General features: G+C 37.6%; 17 protein-coding genes and 1 other annotated feature. Of the genes, 5 read left to right on the forward strand and 12 right to left on the reverse strand.

Going from position 1 to position 19000, the window contains the following annotated elements; all coding sequences use genetic code 11:
• Positions 1 to 3: 3 nt before the first annotated feature.
• The 5 genes from PQ479_RS03435 to PQ479_RS03455 form a co-directional block, all read right to left on the reverse strand.
• Positions 4 to 972, reverse strand: a complete 969-nt coding sequence (locus PQ479_RS03435; RefSeq protein WP_047989007.1) for an AEC family transporter — start codon at positions 970 to 972, stop codon at positions 4 to 6.
• 235 nt (positions 973 to 1207) lie between these two features.
• On the reverse strand, positions 1208 to 1837 hold the full coding sequence (locus PQ479_RS03440; RefSeq protein ID WP_047989006.1) for an SIMPL domain-containing protein: 630 nt from the start codon (positions 1835 to 1837) through the stop codon (positions 1208 to 1210).
• A 309-nt stretch (positions 1838 to 2146) separates the two neighbouring features.
• Positions 2147 to 3871, reverse strand: coding sequence for an ABC transporter ATP-binding protein (locus PQ479_RS03445; RefSeq protein WP_273716756.1), 1725 nt, complete (start codon positions 3869 to 3871; stop codon positions 2147 to 2149).
• A gap of 357 nt (positions 3872 to 4228) precedes the next feature.
• Positions 4229 to 4963 carry a TspO/MBR family protein gene (locus tag PQ479_RS03450; protein WP_047989005.1) on the reverse strand — a complete coding sequence of 245 codons (735 nt, stop codon included), beginning with the start codon at positions 4961 to 4963 and terminating at the stop codon, positions 4229 to 4231.
• A gap of 72 nt (positions 4964 to 5035) precedes the next feature.
• Entirely contained in the window at positions 5036 to 5575 is a 540-nt protein-coding gene (locus PQ479_RS03455; protein ID WP_053070410.1) for a small multi-drug export protein, read from the reverse strand.
• A gap of 148 nt (positions 5576 to 5723) precedes the next feature.
• On the opposite strand from PQ479_RS03455, the gene PQ479_RS03460 reads away from it, so the two are divergent.
• The 3 genes from PQ479_RS03460 to PQ479_RS03470 are packed head-to-tail and all read left to right on the forward strand — an operon-like array spanning position 5724 to position 7597.
• Positions 5724 to 6521 (forward strand): hypothetical protein, encoded by a 798-nt coding sequence (locus tag PQ479_RS03460; RefSeq protein ID WP_047989004.1) that lies wholly within the window; start codon positions 5724 to 5726, stop codon positions 6519 to 6521.
• Positions 6522 to 6524: 3 nt separating this feature from the next.
• Positions 6525 to 6908, forward strand: a complete 384-nt coding sequence (locus PQ479_RS03465) for a GntR family transcriptional regulator (protein ID WP_047989003.1) — start codon at positions 6525 to 6527, stop codon at positions 6906 to 6908.
• Complete coding sequence (locus tag PQ479_RS03470; protein WP_047989002.1) at positions 6905 to 7597, forward strand: ABC transporter ATP-binding protein; 693 nt, start codon at positions 6905 to 6907, stop codon at positions 7595 to 7597. The genes PQ479_RS03465 and PQ479_RS03470 overlap by 4 nt, the downstream gene beginning before the upstream one ends.
• 57 nt (positions 7598 to 7654) lie before the next feature.
• Here PQ479_RS03470 and prpB read toward each other — a convergent pair whose 3' ends face one another.
• The 3 genes from prpB to mmgD form a co-directional block, all read right to left on the reverse strand.
• Positions 7655 to 8572 carry a methylisocitrate lyase gene (gene prpB, locus PQ479_RS03475; protein ID WP_047989001.1) on the reverse strand — a complete coding sequence of 306 codons (918 nt, stop codon included), beginning with the start codon at positions 8570 to 8572 and terminating at the stop codon, positions 7655 to 7657.
• Between the two features lie 15 nt (positions 8573 to 8587).
• Positions 8588 to 10024, reverse strand: coding sequence for a bifunctional 2-methylcitrate dehydratase/aconitate hydratase (locus PQ479_RS03480; RefSeq protein WP_047989000.1), 1437 nt, complete (start codon positions 10022 to 10024; stop codon positions 8588 to 8590).
• A gap of 1076 nt (positions 10025 to 11100) precedes the next feature.
• Positions 11101 to 12204 (reverse strand): citrate synthase, encoded by a 1104-nt coding sequence (mmgD, locus tag PQ479_RS03485; RefSeq protein ID WP_047988999.1) that lies wholly within the window; start codon positions 12202 to 12204, stop codon positions 11101 to 11103.
• Between the two features lie 240 nt (positions 12205 to 12444).
• Between mmgD and PQ479_RS03490 the strand changes: the two genes are divergently transcribed.
• Complete coding sequence (locus tag PQ479_RS03490) at positions 12445 to 13314, forward strand: LysR family transcriptional regulator (protein ID WP_047988998.1); 870 nt, start codon at positions 12445 to 12447, stop codon at positions 13312 to 13314.
• 80 nt (positions 13315 to 13394) lie between these two features.
• Here the strand turns inward: PQ479_RS03490 and PQ479_RS03495 are convergent, their stop codons facing one another.
• Positions 13395 to 13793: a hypothetical protein gene (locus PQ479_RS03495; RefSeq protein ID WP_047988997.1), complete on the reverse strand. Its 399-nt coding sequence runs from the start codon at positions 13791 to 13793 to the stop codon at positions 13395 to 13397.
• 161 nt (positions 13794 to 13954) lie between these two features.
• Between PQ479_RS03495 and PQ479_RS03500 the strand changes: the two genes are divergently transcribed.
• The gene (locus tag PQ479_RS03500) at positions 13955 to 14389 is read left to right on the forward strand and encodes a peptidylprolyl isomerase (RefSeq protein WP_047988996.1); all 435 of its coding nucleotides are present in this window, start codon (positions 13955 to 13957) and stop codon (positions 14387 to 14389) included.
• A 70-nt stretch (positions 14390 to 14459) separates the two neighbouring features.
• Here the strand turns inward: PQ479_RS03500 and PQ479_RS03505 are convergent, their stop codons facing one another.
• The 3 genes from PQ479_RS03505 to lysA form a co-directional block, all read right to left on the reverse strand.
• Positions 14460 to 15923, reverse strand: a complete 1464-nt coding sequence (locus tag PQ479_RS03505; RefSeq protein ID WP_047988995.1) for a YcdB/YcdC domain-containing protein — start codon at positions 15921 to 15923, stop codon at positions 14460 to 14462.
• 271 nt (positions 15924 to 16194) lie between these two features.
• Positions 16195 to 16653 (reverse strand): GNAT family N-acetyltransferase, encoded by a 459-nt coding sequence (locus PQ479_RS03510; RefSeq protein ID WP_047988994.1) that lies wholly within the window; start codon positions 16651 to 16653, stop codon positions 16195 to 16197.
• Between the two features lie 161 nt (positions 16654 to 16814).
• Positions 16815 to 17083 (reverse strand) — a binding site (T-box leader).
• Positions 17084 to 17659: 576 nt separating this feature from the next.
• Positions 17660 to 18982, reverse strand: a complete 1323-nt coding sequence (gene lysA / locus PQ479_RS03515) for a diaminopimelate decarboxylase (protein ID WP_047988993.1) — start codon at positions 18980 to 18982, stop codon at positions 17660 to 17662.
• Between the last annotated feature and the right edge of the window lie 18 nt (positions 18983 to 19000).

Below are 19000 nucleotides of genomic sequence, written 5' to 3' on the forward strand. Positions count from 1 at the left end.
CATTTAAGGAATCAGTAAATATAAAATAGGTAATACAACGAGTAACATGGACGTACTGACTATCCAGTTAGCATTCGCTAGTTCAATATCAAGCTTATATAGCTGTGCTGGAACGAGTGACATCACCGCTGGAGGCATTGCAGATAAGATTAAAAGAACATAAATTAATAATCCATCTTGATAAGCACCCAAGCCTAATAGCCAAGCGGCTGATACAGTTATTATAGGAACACTAATAAATTTAATACTAGAAATAATCAATCCTTCTTTATAATACTTCCTCACTGAATTGACCTTCATCGTAAACCCTAAAGGCACCACTAATAAAAAGGAAGCTAGCGGTACAAGAAATTCATTAAGATTACCGACTAGTTCAGGCCTAACAATGCCCGAGAAGTTTAATATCGCACCGATACTAATTGCTGAAAACGTGACGAGAATAAACGGATCGGTCACTATTTTTTTAAAACGGGAAGGTGCTTGGTCTTGCTTAGCATTAGGGCCGTACCCTTTAGCAACCGGGAAACAAACTGTGTAATAAAATAATTCCTCAAATAGACGAACCATGGCCGCGAATGCTAAGCCCATCTCACCTAATAATAAAAAGCAAAATAGCATTCCAAATGCTCCCCAATTGGAGAAGCTACCACTAACAAACATCGCACCTGTTTGGACCGGTTGATGCCGTAAAAGTCTTGAGGAAAGTATCGCTAGTGCTCCACCAATAATCAGAGCGAATATGCCAAGAACGGGAAGTAAAAGAAACTTCATTTCTTCGATTTCTACAATCCAAAAGGCAGCTAATAATATAATGGGATTGATCCCTAAAAGAACAAATGGAATCATTTTTTGAATCATTTTATCAAAAGGAATACGTGATGATTGACCATTTTTCTGAATAAAAAGGCGAAGTAACCGACCAACTAGTAGTCCACCAATAATAATTGCAATTGCAAGAATAAATTTTAACATATTTCCTTCTTTCTAAGTCCATGGATACTTCTTTTCTTTTTATGGATTTCATGTTGTTTTTCTATATCCTATCAAAAAATGAAACTAAAAAGAATGTTTCATTGATGATTTTTTTATGTAAGGGGTTTCTTAACTAAAAGATAATGCCCTGCTCTTAGACAGGGCACTTTCTATCGAACTAAAATGGCGACTATTCATTAGCCATGTCCCGCCTGTTAGTCCCTATGATTGATTCTTACTCATATTCATATACAACTTCTACGTTCGCCTCAATAGCCAGTAGTCCAGTTGAGATCGGTGTTGATGCGGCTTCAAATGTTTGGAGCCTTGGACTGAACGGTTGAGCAACTTGGCCTTGTTCGTGTATCAATAACGGTGTTTGTTTTAATTTGACCTGATTACTCGCTGCTAATTCAATCGCCTTTTTTTTAGCATCTTCAACCGCTTTCGTAAGGGCCTGGCGATATAATTGATTTTCTCGATTGCTTTTAAACTGTACAGATTGTGTGCGGTTCGCACCTGCTTGAACAACTTTGTCAAGAACTTGACCTGTTTTCTGAATATCCTCTATTTCCACTTCTAGAAGATGCGTAAGACGATAATGACTAAATAGTTGCTGGTTATTATGAAAGTCATAAATCGGCTGTAACTGATATTCGATCGTACGAATGAGTTCATTCGGAATGCCTTCCTGTTGTAAAACGGACAAAATGCTTTGCATTTTCTCAGCATTCTCTGTTTGAACCTGTTCCACCTCTTTGCCTTCTGTTTCAACTCCTACCACAACAAAGGCAACATTTGGTGCATCACGAACAATTCCTTTCCCATAAACAACGATTCGATTTAAACCCTTTTCCAAAAACATCTCATTCTCTCCTTTCACCCACACTATCAGTCTATTCATGACAACTATACACCATACCTGAATGACCTTGATACTACATGATTATAAAATATGTGAAGCACTGTGTTGTTCACAATGTTTCATCGATTATTTTTCTAATCGATAAAACCCTCCATTTTCACAAGAAATGAATAGGCAAATACAAAAGTACAAACATTCAAAGCTCAAAAGGTAAACGTAAAAAAGCATAAGCAACAAATTCACCAAAAAGAAAAGCTCTCGCCTATCTATAAGCAAGAACTTTCCTTATCTATGAATACATACTAGACATTAACCGAATTGAGCTAAGTGTAACCTACGGTAAACGCCTTCCTTTTCAATCAATTCCTCGTGTTTACCTTGCTCTTTAATTCCATCCTTTGTAACAACTACAATGCGGTCAGCATTTTTTATCGTTGCCAAACGATGTGCAATAACGAGTGTCGTTCTACCTTTAGACAGTTCTGTTAATGACTGTTGAATAGCCATTTCTGTTTCCGTGTCAAGAGCAGAAGTCGCTTCATCTAAAATAAGGATTGGTGGATTTTTCAAGAACATTCTAGCAATGGCTAAACGCTGCTTTTGCCCTCCTGATAATTTCACACCCCTTTCCCCGATCACCGTCTGTAAACCATCAGGTTGAGACTGTAAGAAATCATCCAGCTGTGCTTTTTTCGCTGCTTCATAAATCTCTTCATCGCTAGCATCTAGTTTACCGTAAGCAATATTTTCCCTAATTGTCCCTGAGAATAGAAATACATCCTGTTGCACGATCCCAATTTGGGTCCGGAGTGATTCTAAGGTAATATCCTTAATTGAATGCCCATCAACTTGAATATCACCACTCGTCGCTTCATAAAAACGAGGTAACAAAGAACAAAGTGTTGTTTTACCTGCACCAGAAGGTCCAACAAAAGCTACTGTTTCTCCAGGTGAGATGGAAAGACTAATATTATTTAAAATTTTGTCATGCTGCGTATAACCAAAAGATACTTGTTTATAGGAAATAGCACCATTCACTTGGATATCCTTTGCATTTGGATTGTCCTTAATATCAGGCTCGGTATCTAAAATTTCACAATAACGTTTAAACCCAGCAATACCTTTCGGGTAACTCTCAATAACGGCATTTATTTTTTGAATAGGGCCTAATAAAACATTGGATAATAGGATAAAAGCAACAAATTCACCATTTGTTAATTGGCCACCAAGCACAAAATAGGTTCCACCAATTAGTGTAAATAACGTCACAATTCGCATAAACATATAGTTTGACATAATATTTTGGGCCATGATTTTATACGATTCCAGCTTTGTTTGACGATATTTTTGATTGTTATTGGAAAATTGCTTTTGCTCGTACTTCTCATTAGCGAAAGCTTGTACGACACGGATTCCACCAATACTATCCTCTACACGAGAGTTAATTTCGGCAACATCACCAAACATCTTACGGAAAGTTCCAGTCATTTTTTTATTGAAATGAATGGCAAAAATCATCAATAATGGAATAACAACAAACGAAATTAATGCAAGTTTCCAGTTAATCCCTAACATAATTAAAAAGGCTCCAAGAAGTGTCATGACAGCAACAAAAACATCCTCTGGTCCATGATGGGCTACTTCCCCAATTTCCTCTAAATCCTTAGTAAGCCTCGAAATAGAGTGCCCTGTTTTATTATTATCATAGTAGCCAAATGATAGTTTCTGCATATGAGTAAAAAGCTTTTGTCTCATATCTGTCTCAATATTGATTCCTAACTTGTGACCCCAATATGTAACGACAAAGTGTAAGAAAGTATTAAGTGCATAAATAAATAATAAACCTAAACATGCCCATAAAATAATCGTCCATTCACCCATCGGTAATAAGCGGTCAATGACTTGGTTAACGGCTAATGGAAATGCTAATTCTAATAAACCTACTAAAATGGCACATGAAAAATCTAAAATAAATAGCCACTTATATGGTTTATAATATGAGAAAAATCTTCTTAGTAATTGTATCTTCTCCAACCCCTTCTCTCAGAATTTTATTTAGACCTACGAAATAAAAAAGTCCAAAAAAAATACTCTTTCCCTTTATATAATATTCTAATTGATAATGATAATCAATTATAAACTGAAATGATGAAAAATTCAATGGGTTTTATATAAAAGTTGCTTACAGCTGGTATTCGGAGCTTTGCTCACCGCTACCGAAAAATCATGCTCCGCGACAATCACATGACGCCGAACTCGCTCTGTTACTTCCGGGCTTTTCCTACAACAACTGGCACCTTTCCTTGCTTTTATATAAAAAAATCCGTTACCTTTAGCATCTTAGCTCAAAATAACGGAACCGAATTATTAATTTGTAAAAATATCGTTCTTTTACCGGTTCTTTAATCTCAATATGACCTGATACAGGACAAATAATCCGACGACAATCGCAAGTCCTAAGCTTACGTATTGAACATACATATTCGTACTTTCCACATAGATAGCAACATATGCCCAAATGAATGGTAGAGGGTAAATGATGTCATCAAATCTCTTCATCAGTGTAAAAGCTAATAACCATCCAATAACAAGCATAATAATGGTCCACGCAATTTCATCAAGAAATAGGAATGATTCAATGCCGCGATCTGTAAATACATTAAACACATTAATAATCGTTGCAACCGAAACCCAACCCATATACAAGGAAATCGGTAATCTCATAAATGGCTTCACTTCTTCATTATTTACAGAGATGATCCGATAAATCATAATAAGTGTTAATAAAATGACGACAATGATGGCGAGGCTTACAATGATTTGCCCAGAACCATAGCTGATAACCCATAATCCATTAAACAATAAATTGATCGAAGTCCATCCTAAGACTTTCCCATATAATTCCTGTTGATAACCACGAACAAAGTAAGCTCGAATAATCCAAATCGCCATCAATACGTATATAAGGCCCCAAATCGCAAAAGCATATCCGGCAGGTTCAATCTCATTATTCAAAGCATTCGCTACATCTGAAACATTCCTACTGACTGGTAAGAAGTAATTCACACTTAAGGTAACAATTAAACAAAGTAAAGTCCATGTCACTAAAATAGGGTGCTTTTTCAACTGAAGCCCTCCAAATCGACTACTCATCGTTATTTGCTTATATTTTTCCTCATTTCATTACTCTTAAACCACTTATTGATTGAAGCGCTCGATTAAGTCATACAAAAAGCCACTTTCTTGCTCAAATTGGAAAAAATCTAAAGCATAATAAGAAGCAATACCGGTAATAATTCCCCAGCCAATGACACTACCTAGTACCCAAGAGGTAACGTGTTTTTTGCTACTTCCTAGTGATATAGCTAATAGCACAGCTAAATGACTCCCGACAAATACAGGACCTAATAGCGCAAGACCCGGTAATCCAAATCGACTCATGATTTTTTCTGCCCGTTCATTTTTCTTATTAACCTTTCCTTTTTCTGCATTCCTTCGTCTTTGCCATTCTCTAATACGATCGGCTAATGCTATAACAATAACAACCGTTAGGACATTCCCAAACGTTGCTACAAATGTCACGAGCCAAACATTCAATCCAGCAATAGCCCCTACCGGAATTGTAAAAACAACCTCAATAAAAGGTGTCGCTGCTGCTAAAAAAATGATGATGTATGCAATAAAATGTGCGATAATACTCCCTCCTTTTAATCTTCTCTTATTTTTACTGATTCCCACACTTCTGTAAAGTATTTGCACCACATGACTTGTTTACTTGTTTTTTAAAGAAAAAACTTGAAAATCCTTGTGGCAAAAATATATTGACAACATATCTTGTATTAGTGTACTATCTAATTAATACACCAACACAATTAAGGAGGTTCTTATGAATACTTGGTTACATTTAATTAAAAAGGAATTTCATTTAGGAAAAGGCATGCTGTACGGTGCTATGATTGCTACGATTATCATCACAAGCTTGTCTTATATTTTGACTGAAAGCTACTTTGGGATTGGGCTTTCCCACGTTTCTATGACCGCTTTATTTCTGATGGCTTTCCATATATTATTCCTGCTCGGTTATTTCTATCATAGTATGCAAAAAGAAAATCTACATGTATGGCTTCATAATACATTACCGGGGTACGCTTTGCTTGGAGCTAAACTTGTAGCAGGGTTAATCTCGATGTTCATTTCGCTACTATTCACAAGCTTGTTTATTTTTATCCCTATTCTCTTAGGTCTCGTAGAATTACCATTAAATGAAATTTTCGCACTTAATGTCACACAAATTATGGCTATGTTTTTGTTTATGCTTTTTCAATTTACCATTTCGATGACAATCGTCCTATTGTTCTTTTATATACTCTACCTATTGTTCAAAAAATATTTAAAGCCTACGCTTAGCTTTATTGTTTCAGCCGTTTTATTTGTTACTTCCATGTATTTTTACGGTGAACTAACAGAAACAGCTTTTTTTCAGACGCTTACCCAATGGGGTTATGTCAGCCAAACGATTCAATTTGGTGAGTTCAATTTCTCCTTTGACCAAACAGGCTTAGAGATGTCTGGAGCTAATACAGAAGTATCACTCTATGTCGGTGACTTTGTTATTCAGGGTATTCTTCTAATCATTTTGTTTGCCACTTCGAGTTGGATTTTGGATCGAAAGCTTGAGGTGTAAAAAATGACTGACACTTTTCAGACGAATCAACCGATTTACTTACAACTTGTCGAGCGAATCAAAAAAGAAATTATGCGTGACGAACTCAAACCCGGTGACAAATTGCCATCTGTACGTGAATTAGCTGTTCAGTCAGGCGTTAACCCTAATACGGTTCAAAGAACATATAGGGAACTGGAGCATGAGAAGATTGCTGAATCAAGGCGGGGCCAAGGTACATTTGTGACTGAAGATAGCACGATTTTAACGAAAATGAGAGAATCAACAAAACAAATTGAAATCGAACGATTTGTCATCGGTATGAAAGAAATGGGTTATCGTGAACCCGAAATTATTGAAGGACTTCAGACCTTCTTACAATTATCAAAACGAGGTGATTTTGAATGATTCAACTAAAGCAAGTCACGAAAAAATACGGTTTGAAAACAGCTCTAAAAGATATCGACCTCCACCTTGAAAAAGGGAAAATCATTGGGTTAATAGGCGAGAATGGTAGTGGTAAATCAACAACACTAAAACTCATTGCTGGGTTAACTTCTCCTAGTAGTGGAACGGTTCACGTCTTTGAGCAACCTGTTTCAAGGCGAATCGCCAGCCATGTTAGTTTTCTATCTGATGAAGATATGTTTTATTCTTACATGACTGTCAAAGATGTTTTAGATTTTTATCAAGGACAATTTAACGACTTTAATCGTTCGAAAGCGGAAGATATGTTAGTTTTTATGGAATTAACATTAACAGATAAAGTAAAAAAATTATCAAAGGGCAATCGTGGCCGGTTAAAAATCGTATTGGCTTTATCTAGAGATGTTCCCATCGTGGTCATGGATGAGCCCCTTTCAGGCTTAGACCCGCTAGTTCGAGACTCTATCATGAAAAGCCTTGTTTCTTTTGTAGATTTAGAAAAGCAATTAATTTTAATCACGACCCATGAGATCAAAGAGTTTGAAATGATTTTAGATGAGGTCATTCTCATCAAAAACGGACAGATTATTGGACATGAAAGTGTCGATACAATTCGCGAGCAAGAAGGAACCGATATTGTTGGTTGGATGAAGAAACGTTATGTAGAATAAATAGAAAAAGCTGGCTAGTGATAGGGTAATCACTAGCCAGCCTCCTGATTGTTATACTTATGAAGGAGAATGACTTTCATCCAAAACCGTTTTCGCAATACGTTTATCTAAGTCTTCAAAATCATTGTGAGCAATCGTATCATATAGCTCTTTTCTCGTTTGCATATGTTCTAATGCTCCTACTTGTGTTCCTTCGTTTTTTATGAGTGTAAAGACGTGTTCATACGCTTTTGCCGCCACTCGTAAGGAGGTCACTGGGTAAATGACCATCCCATAACCCAAATCTTCAAATTGCTTAGCTGTTAAGTATGGTGTCTTTCCAAACTCAGTCATATTGGCTAATAATGGTACTTGAATGTGATCTTTAAATTGACTAAACTCTTTTTCCGACTGGAGTGCCTCTGGGAAGATCGCATCGGCACCGGCATCAACATACGCTTTAGCTCTTGTTATCGCTGCATCAAGCCCTTCACTTGCTAAGGCATCCGTTCTAGCTACGACAACTAAACTCGGCACCGTCTTTTTTAATGCTTGAATTTTTTGGAACATTTCTTCTGTGGTTACTAACTGCTTTCCGTTGAGATGCCCACATTTTTTCGGTAATTGCTGATCTTCAATTTGCACGGCCGCTACTCTTGCTTCATACATTTCAACCGCCGTTCTCGCTGCATTTAAAACGCCCCCAAACCCCGTATCAATATCTACAAGTATTGGTAAATTCGTCGCTCGAACAATCTCTTGTGCTCGCTCTGCAACTTCAGTTGACTGGAGCATGCCTAAATCAGGAAGCCCTTTACTTGCCGTATAAGCACCTCCCGACAAATATAACGTTTCAAATCCAGCATTTTTAGCTACTAATCCTGCCATCGCATCATGGGCACCAGGAATTTGTAAAATTGGTTTTGCAGCTATTTTTTCTCTGAACTGTTTAGCTAGCTCTTCTTGTGTATGTCCTTTATCGACAATCCAGACCATCTTAGCACCCCCTCCTTACTTCACATAACATTCTACAAAAGCCTGCACAGTTAAGTTAGCTAATGTATCAATGTCGTAACTGATTTCTTCAATTTCTTGTAATTGTTTTTTTGCATATTGAGTTGTTAAATTATATTGATATTTCTCTATAATCCTTGGTTTTGCTTCATCACGACGGAAGCGGTGACCTAAAGGATATTCACACGCAACCTCATCTGTTGTTGACCCATCTTTAAAATATACTTGGACAGCATTAGCGATTGAACGCTTTTTCGGATCCAAATAATCAGCTGTATATGTTTGGTTTTCGCTAATGACCATCTTTTCTCTTAATTCATCAATACGCGGATTCGCTGCAGCGGCATCTTCGTAATCTTCGGCAACAATTGTTCCATTTAATAAAGCGACCGCTGTAATGTACTGAAGGCAATGATCACGATCGGCTGGATTATGCAATGGACCTCGTTTATCAATAATTCGAATCGCTGACTCATGTGTGGAAACCGTAATCTTGTCAATATCATCAAGGCGGTCTTTGATAGCGTGATGAAGAGCGACCCCTGCCTCTGCCGCTGTTTGAGCATGGAATTCTGCTGGATATGACACTTTAAATAAGACGTTTTCCATCACATATGTGCCTAAAGGCTGACTAAGAACAAGCTCTTTTCCTTTAAAAAGAACATCTTGGAAACCCCAACCAGGTGCACTTAAACCTGTTTCATAGCCCATTTCACCTTTTACAGCCATTAAAGCAAGTCTAACCGCTCGACTTGTCGCGTCTCCTGCTGCCCACGATTTTCTTGACCCTGTATTGGGGGCATGACGATAGGTGCGTAAGCTCGAATTATCAATCCAAGCGTTAGATAAGGCATTGATGATTTCTTGACGACCGCCGCCGAGCATCTTGGTTACTACAGCGGTTGAAGCGATTTTCACGAAAAGAACATGGTCTAAACCAACGCGATTTAAGCTATTTTCTAAAGCTAAAACCCCTTGAATCTCATGTGCTTTAATCATCATCTCAAGAACTTCTTTCATTTTTAGAGGCTCTTCACCCTTCGCTTGACGTTGTTGACTGACATAATCGGCTACAGCCAGTATTCCCCCTAGATTATCTGAAGGATGACCCCATTCAGCCGCCAGCCATGTATCGTTATAATCTAACCAACGGATCATCGTGCCAATATTAAAGGCTCCTTGCACAGGATCAAGTACGTGAGAAGTTCCTGGGACACGTACTCCGTTTGGCACAATTGTACCAGGTACAATCGGTCCTAGTAATTTTGTACATTCGGGATAATTTAAGGCTAATATTCCACAGCCAATCGTATCAATGAGAACATAATGGGCGGTTGAATAGGCTTCTTCGCTTGTGATTTCATAGTTTATTACATAGTCTGCGATTTCTTCTAGAAGACTGTCAGTTTTTGTTTTTTCATTTGTTTGTAACATGGTATTCTCTCCTTTTTATATGAAAGTTAGTGATGGTACTCATTGCGTGTTGACCTTTCTGTCTTTGTTTTTGGTCCGTTTTTGAAAATCGAAATCGCCTTATCAGATGAAAGGATTCATCTGAATGGCATTTCGATTTTCAAAACTTCACGCCATGGCGTGAAGTAGCCAAGCGAGCTTGGCTAACGGCCCAAAAACACTTGGATATTGGATACTAATCCTGATGAGTGACTACTCTCTCTTTTTGTTGGTTGTGGCTGTTTGTGCGGTGCGCTGAATCTTTTTGGGATTGCTCTTACGAGCTATCTCAAAAAGTGGCGGGGCTACAGCCAAACGTGAGAATCCTCAAAACCGCTTATGAATGAAAAGCCACCAGTCAAAGAGCAAAACCATTCTTTCATGTTTGTTGGTGGCGGAGCTGGTTTTGGCTCCGCCATGAGCGTTTTATTGAAAGTTGATGCTGATACTCATGTGCGGAGCTTTACTCATCGCTACCGAAAATCATGCTACGCGTCCTGTGGGCTGGCACTGAGCTAATCGGTGCAGTCAGCGGATTTCATCTCTGCCATGACGTCCGATGGGAGTCTCCGCATGACTCGCCCGCTAGGTTACTGTTAATTCTCAAGTTCACTTCCAGTGTTACAGGTTACGACTAATCATTAAGTTCAAAAGCTCATTGTGACAACATACCCCTTGAGTAACTGACATGATTGGCCGTTTTCGTGCAGTTACTCATCTACTTCCTGTGAGTAACTGACATGATTAGCCGTTTTCGTGTAGTTACTCACCCTCTTACCTTCAGTAACTGACACGATCAGCCCTTTTCGTGCAGTTACTCACCTACTTCCTTTGAGTAACTGACACGATGGAACCTTTTAGTGCCGACTCTTTGGTTCATTTGCTTCTCATTCAAAACCCAAATTGAATGAAATGACACCAGTTAAAGAGCCAAACACTACTTTCATGTTTGTTGGTGATTAGTTACTTTGGTTAGAGTTCATGAATCATTTTTTTGCTTATTGGCTGACTGGTACTGGTATACTAGGGCTCTGTTTTGGATTTCTCTGGTTTCAGATTTAATAATCTTTTCCTATATAACGGACGCGTGGTCTGAAGAGGCGATTATTGTCATGTTGTTCAATCACATGTGCAGCAAGTCCAACCGTTCTAGCACTGAAAAAGATGGGTGTGTATAATTCTATTGGAATTCCTAACTTCCAGTAGACAGGTGCTGCGTAGTAATCTAAGTTTGGATACAAACCCTTTTCTTCACGCAAAACGCGTTCGCCCGCCTCACACATCTCTAACAGTAGATGGTCACCATCTAAATCAGAGAGTTGTTTTAAAGACTCTTTCATAATTAAAGCTCTTGGGTCCATTTTTTTCATATAAACACGGTGGCCGAATCCCATAATCTTCTCTTTTTGGACTAACTTTTGATAAAGCAGCTCTTCAAATTGTGTGACGGTTTCAACTTCATTTAACATATACATCACAGCTTCATTTGCTCCGCCATGTAAATGTCCTTTAAGAGAAGCGACGGCGCCCGTTAATGCCCCGTACATATCTGACTGAGTGGAAGCGATTACTCTCGCGGTAAAAGTAGAATTGGGCATTTCGTGTTCACTATACAAAAGAAGTGAGCGATCAAAAATTTCAGCCTCTACTTTACTTGGTACTTTTCCTGTAATCATATACAAGAAATTCTCACTATAACTTAATGTCGGGTCAGGATTTACCGGATCCTCTCCTTTTATAATGCGATAAGCATTAACGGTAACGGTAGGCAGTTGTCCTAAAAGTTGGTAAGCACGTTTTTTATTGACAGCCTGCTCACGGTTATCAATTTCATCATCATAGCCAGCTAAAGCAGAAAGGCCAGTTCGCATACCATCCATTGGATGTGTTTTTTTCGGTAGTAGCTTTAAAAGTGTCGTCACATCAACAGGAATATGGTAATTCGTTTGTAAAAGTTCCTTTACCCCTGCCCTTTCCGTAGAGCTTGGTAGCTCACCTTCTAACAAAAGATGAACAACATCTAAATACTGATGTTTTTTTGAAAGCTCTATCAAGTCATGCCCACAAATGATAATTTTCTCCACATCGGTATCTAAAAAAGAAAGCTTTGTTTCTGTAGCAATAACACCTTCCAAACCAGGACCATACTCTTTTAAACTCATCGTACTTCCTCCTAATTCATTTTTTGGAATTGGTTCATACAGAATTTAAAACGCTTACATCTAGACAAGCTTTTCATTACTACTAGTCAATCATTTCTCGACAAGTTATTTGAAACCTTTAAAACGACCAAAAAATCACAATTTTCCGTTCTTTTTCATTATAAAATTGATTCAACAATTAGAAAAATATATAATTTTTATCATGAACCATAAATTTTTTCTATATCTGGAGGCAATTCGATGAAAACCGAAGATTGGCAAATGCTAGTAGCTCTTGAACAAACCGAAAACATAACCCTTGCTGCTGAACAACTATTTGTTTCACAACCTACACTAACTTCACGTATTCAAAAGTTAGAGCAGCATTACGGGGTCGCTTTGATTATTCGAAAACAACGAGGGATCATGTTTACCCCTGAGGGAGAATTATTATGTGCACATGCAAAAATACAATTACGACAAGAGCGGGAAATAGAAGAAGCGATCCATCATTCAAAAAAACAAGTAAGTGGCACATTAAGGCTTGGTGTCTCTAACTTTTTTGCGACACATAAAATTCCGAAGCTCCTCCGTCTATTCAAACAAAGCTACCCACATGTTGAATTCCAGGTAGTGACAGGTTGGAGTAGTGACATGTATCGGCTTGTCTTAAATCATGATGTTCATATCGGTTTTATTAAAGGAGATTTTTCTTGGAAAGGTAAAAAGCAATTATTATATGAAGAAGAAATTTGTATTGCGGCCCCTTGGGATTTCACATTAGAACAACTACCTGAACTACCACGCATTGATTATCGTACAGATGAGCAAATGAAACAGTTAGTTGATTCATGGTGGTATAGGAATTATCAGAAGCCAGCTAATATTAACATTCAAGTAAATCAAGTGGAAACCTGTAAGGAAATGATTTTAAATGGATTAGGTTATGGTATTTTAGCAAATCTCGTCGTTCGTTCTTATCCCGAAATTATTACTTTGCCATTAACTTTGCCGAATGGAGAGACTGTTACGCGAGCAACTTCCATGTATTATCAGGAGTCAACTCTTCAGCTTAATGTTGTGAAGGCTTTTGTTGAATTTATTCAAACAGTGGATGTAAAGGCTTTGTAGTAGTCTAATTGATCACTTGATGCAGTTCTGGAAAACCTAAACCTAGCAAAAATATGGTATGTTTAGCGTCAAAAAGGACGCTAAACTAGCTTAAAATAAAACATCTTGAATTTTATTTTTAATCGCTTGGTCAATGACAAAGGTAAAATGTTATAAACGATTATTTTTTCTGCGGTATCGTCTGCTTCACTCGATAACCAGACTCTTACTTTATGACCGTGAACTAAATCTTCTTTATCGTCTATAAAAAAAGAGCCTAACCCTACTGCTGTAAACTTTGTTTCTTCCGTTATTTTGATCTTATCTATCACATTACCAGCATCTCTGTATGTTCTTAAACCAGCTAAATAAATGGTTTCTTCTGCTACCTCAACTACTTGTCTTTTCATATCAAACCAACTATACCTTATAAAATCAAACACATAAAAAAGAGAAACGAAGACAATTAGTAAAATCAACGACCATTTGATTACTTTCAAATTGGCTCATCCTCCTTGTCATTTATATCATTATAGAAGAAATAGAAAATTTTATATATACAAATAAATCACAAGCTCTTCAGAATCTATTTAGATTGTTTCCCTTTACGATAAGAATCGTGTACAATAAGGTGAATCTAAATATTGGAGGTATACATATTATGAAAAAAGGTTCGATTACTTTTGAAAACGGCGAAAAACTCGTCATTGATTTCTACGAAGATGCTGCACCAAATACAGTGAAAAACTTCGAAGATTTAGCAAATAAAGGCTATTACAATGGCCTAACATTCCACCGTGTAATTCCTGGCTTTGTTGCTCAAGGTGGATGTCCGACTGGAAATGGTACAGGTGGCCCTGGTTATTCTATCGATTGTGAAACAGCTGGAAACCCGCATAAGCACGTAGCTGGTGCCCTGTCAATGGCACACGCTGGTAAAAATACTGGTGGTAGTCAGTTCTTTATCGTTCATGAGCCACAACCTCACCTTGATGGTGTTCATACCGTTTTTGGACAAGTTGTAGAAGGTCTTGATTCTGTTTACCGTATTAAGCAAGGTGACGTTATGCAAGAAGTGAAGGTTTGGGAAGAGTAAAAATGATGAAAGCCTTGGAGAGATTCCAAGGCTTTTTAGTTGCTATATGTGGTCAGTCAAATTGATGTTTTTAAAAAAACAAGCTACTCTCTTCCTCCACATAAAAGTATTGACCAGTTTTTGCATCAATGGCTCGAATATGACCAGAAATATGTTTAAAAGTGGGAACATAACAGAGTTGATAATTCTTTTGCCCTTCTAGGTCATATTGATACGAAAATGATAAAAGCATTTCGAGCTGTTCCTTAAAAATATCCTTCGCCTCACTTAAGCTAATGTTAGGGACTTGTGAGATATTCTTTAGATTTTTTTCATGAGGTATATCGATCACAGCGTACATAACCCTACCCGTTTCTTTTCCGATTGAAATACTTGCTTGATGACCTTCAACCCGTACATCTTGATGATAGAAATAGAAGATAAACATATAAGCGGCTTCCTCTTCAATCAGCTCATATTCTTCCCAGGTCGGTTCAATATCTACTTCGATTGGTTCCTCCACCTTATCATACATTTCGTCAAATGGATTCTCATCTTCATACTCTTCCTCAACTCGAGCCATTTTTAAATAATTGGGTGCAGACGGATCAAAGGTTAAAAGAGCTTGAATCGCCAATTCTTTTGCTTGTTCCTGACTCATATTCTCTTTCCTTTTTTCATCATGTTCATAACGAAGCACTTGAATAAGGCGATTCGAAGATTGTTCAAAGCAAAGCTTCACTATATGAGGTTCAGCATCATCCATGGTAGTAGTAAACGCCTCTACTTTATGACGGTTTTTCGACCAGATTTCTAGTCTTTTTCCATTATTTACGAACCGGTCTAAACATTCATATTGTTCGTTGATTCCCACTAACTCATAAATAGATTGATTTGTTGTAGCTTCCCATTGTACGTCCTTCTCAAGTGAAAGATCTGAAAACGACTTTCCAGGGTCTGTGCCATCAACCGGTATTTCCATAACATGGCCTGTAACACAGTAGGCTAAATGATAACGGTTGTCACCATTTTTAAACAAAGCTCTTGAAAATTTTTCATACCTTAGTTCAAAATCCAATTCATCAATAAACTGGCCAAGTGCCTCTTGCGGTGAAGTTATGATATTTACATAATTGACCTCATATTCTTCTTCTGCCTTATAAAAATAAGGAATACAACCATATTGATTAACAGAAATACTGAAACCAGACTCAGGTAAAGAAAGTCCATATTGTTCATCTTTATCTTGAAATTGTAATAGGAAATGACCCTCAATCTCTTGTACAGATGTTGGTGCAGCTAAGTTTTGGTGTGGATAAAACGCTTTAATAAATGTCTTCGCCTTCTCCACGCATCGATCCATGGTGAGAGGATTTTTATCACCCTTACGATGTCTGTGAAAATAAAAATGAACAAGTTCTCCGCCACTATTAACCTTATAACTTCCTACTTCTTCATTTGTTTTTTCATCAACTAACACCGATGTCAATCGTTCATCCTCAGCGTTTAAGCTTTTTACGGGTAAATCGATAAATTTCTTTAATTTATCTAACAAAATAATCCCTCCACCGTTTGACCGATTGAAATTATAAACAAACACTTGCAGCTCTTACTTACATTCAAAACCTAGATGGCGAAGCACGTTCACTTCGCCACCATCAAAGAAAAAATAATGGTGACTTCTTAAACAATTGGCACTTATACTACTCTATCACCAGCAGAAGTCGCACGAACAAGCAGGGATCTGTGTTAAGGTCAGATATCGCAAGATAGATGACCAGCTAACTTCAAAGCACATACTATTGCCCTAAGTCATTAACAACTCATTAGCGTCTAACTGTTAGTTTCAAAATAACTTCTTTTCCTTCTAATAATTCTCCTGTATTGACGAATCCAAGTGACTCATAGAAATGAATGGCAGAATCATTATCTGGCTCTGTTGAAAGACCGATGTAGTTACACTCATCATTCATTTTCAAAATATCTATGACTTGTTGCATGGCCTCTTTACCGTAACCCTTTCTTTGATAAGAGACATCAATCATAAATCTAGGGATCCAATACCTCCTCTCTTCGATCTCATTTGGATCACATTCCGTCATAACAAAACCTATAACTTCATCATCCAAATGAATAACATAAGGTGTTAAAAGAGGATTTACCTTTGATTCTGCAATCGAATAAACATTCGGAGCAACTCGTTTAACTTGATCAGCCGCTAACTTTAAATCCAAACACTTGTATATATTGTTCATCGTTAGATTTTTAATTGTTATCTGCTTCATGAATATTCACCTCTACATCAATTTTTGTGGATAAGCCTTAAGGAGTTTAAATGAATGGATTATACCCTCAAGCAAAAGAAAGTAGCTCTTTCATTCAACGAGCACTACTCCAACGATATCTTTGAACATAGAAAAAAGTCTCACCCCCCAAGGTTTTAATCCTTGGGGACGAGACTTCTGATTGTTAAAAGTTCGCGGTGCCACCCCAGTTAGTTATTGTATCGCTACAATAACCTTTTCAAGTACGTCATGTAAACATGGTTATACTAATCTCTATAACGGGAGAACCCGGTACACCATCACTTTGCAATAAAAGATCCTTTGTACAGCTCAGAGGCTTGTTTCCTTATGCCATTACATCCTCCATTCCCACTATCTGGAGTTCTCTGTTATGCTTGTGCACAAGTACTCTTCTCATCATCGCTTTTTAGTTTTTTAAATTATATGTAATTTTCTGAAATAAGTCAATGCAATTTTCTGTTTGCACTCTTTTGCTCCTTTAATAAAAAAGAAAAGAATGACACCTTATAAAAATCAAGTATATTTAATACCCCATAATAACCTAATCTTTTTATTATTATGTTTAAAGTCATCAACGTTAGGTATTTATTATTACGGTAATGATAAGAAGCATATTTATTGAAAAACTAACCTAGAAATGACAATACCTATTAACCCCCCCAGCGAAGCGAGAGCAAAAACCCATACATATTTTGACTTCATGTTATCACCTACCAATAAGAAAATCTTTACAACACCATTCCCATTTAATAGATTGTATAATCATGCTTTTAGAGTGATTCGTGGACATTTATTATGAATATTTGGTTCTTCTCACCTTATATGGATAGATAATTCCAGAATAATCTCACATAACAAAAAAACGCCTGGTCAACTCCAAGCGTTTTCTGCTCCATGTATCTTTCATTTCTTGGCATTTCATTGGTTTTATCACTCTAATTGAGTGTTTATATCATGAGCTTTATACGGCTAATGAACTTGAGATTTATAAATGATTAACAACCTTCGCAAGCGGACGATCTAACCGAACTAAGTCAGCGTAACTTTCACGCTCAATCACGATGTGAGCTTCTGAGTTTTCAACAAAAACAACGGCAGGTCTTGGAATACGATTATAATTATTCGCCATTGAATAACCATAAGCACCCGTACAAAATACAGCTAAAATATCTTCATGGTTGGCTTTCGGTAACGGTAAATCCCAAATTAACATATCGCCACTTTCACAGCACTTTCCCGCAATCGAATATACTTCTTCTGCTCGATCATTGACACGATTGGCGAGCACCGCTTCGTATTTGGCTTGATATAATGCCGGTCGCAGATTATCGCTCATTCCACCATCAACAGATAAATAATTACGAATAGCAGGTAATTCTTTTGAAGAACCGATAGAATATAACGTCGTTCCAGCATCGCCGACTAATGAACGACCTGGCTCAATCCAAATTTCAGGAATATTCATTCCTAATTCGGCCGATTTTTGTTTCACGATCGCAATCATTTCACGTACATAATTTCCGACCGGTAAAGGTTGGTCCTCTTCTGTATAACGGATACCAAAACCGCCACCTAAATTCAAGACGGAAGACTCAAAACCAAGCTCATCCCGCCATTGCTCAAGAGAGCGATAAACCTTCTCTACAGCCATAACAAAACCAGCCGATTCAAAAATTTGTGACCCAATATGACTATGAACGCCTAATAATTCAATGTATTCTGCCTTTAATGCTCGTTTCACTGCTTCCGTTGCTTGCCCACTTTCAATATCAAATCCAAACTTCGAATCCTCTTGACCTGTAGAAATATATTCATGAGTATGTGCTTCAATCCCTGGAGTAATCCGGAGCAAGATTTTCATCAACTTCCCTTTCTCCCAACTAATACGCGATAACTGATCAAGCTCATAGAAATTATCAACGACCACACAACCAATCCCAGCGTCTACCGCCATTTCTAATTCAGCTATACTCTTATTATTGCCATGGAAGTGAACCTTCTCCATTGGTACACCTGCTTGTATCGCCGTAAATAGTTCTCCACCAGAAACAACATCAAGGCTTAGTCCAAGCTCATCCGCTAATTGAAACATCGCGAGGCAACTAAACGCTTTACTTGCATAAGCCACTTGGTAAGGTATCCCTTCATCAATAAAGGCTTGTTGGAAAGCAGCTGCTCGCTCTCGAATAAGAGATACATCATAAATAAAAAGTGGTGTTCCAAATTGTTTGGCAAGTTGAACCGTATCTACTCCTCCGATTTCTAAGTGTCCAAACTGATTAATATGACTAGTTCCATGTATATACATAATATCTCTCCCTCATTT

Origin of the sequence: Alkalihalobacillus pseudalcaliphilus (genome assembly GCF_028610675.1) — a bacterium.
In the GTDB taxonomy this organism is placed as follows: Bacteria; Bacillota; Bacilli; order Bacillales; family Bacillaceae_D; genus Alkalihalobacillus; species Alkalihalobacillus pseudalcaliphilus.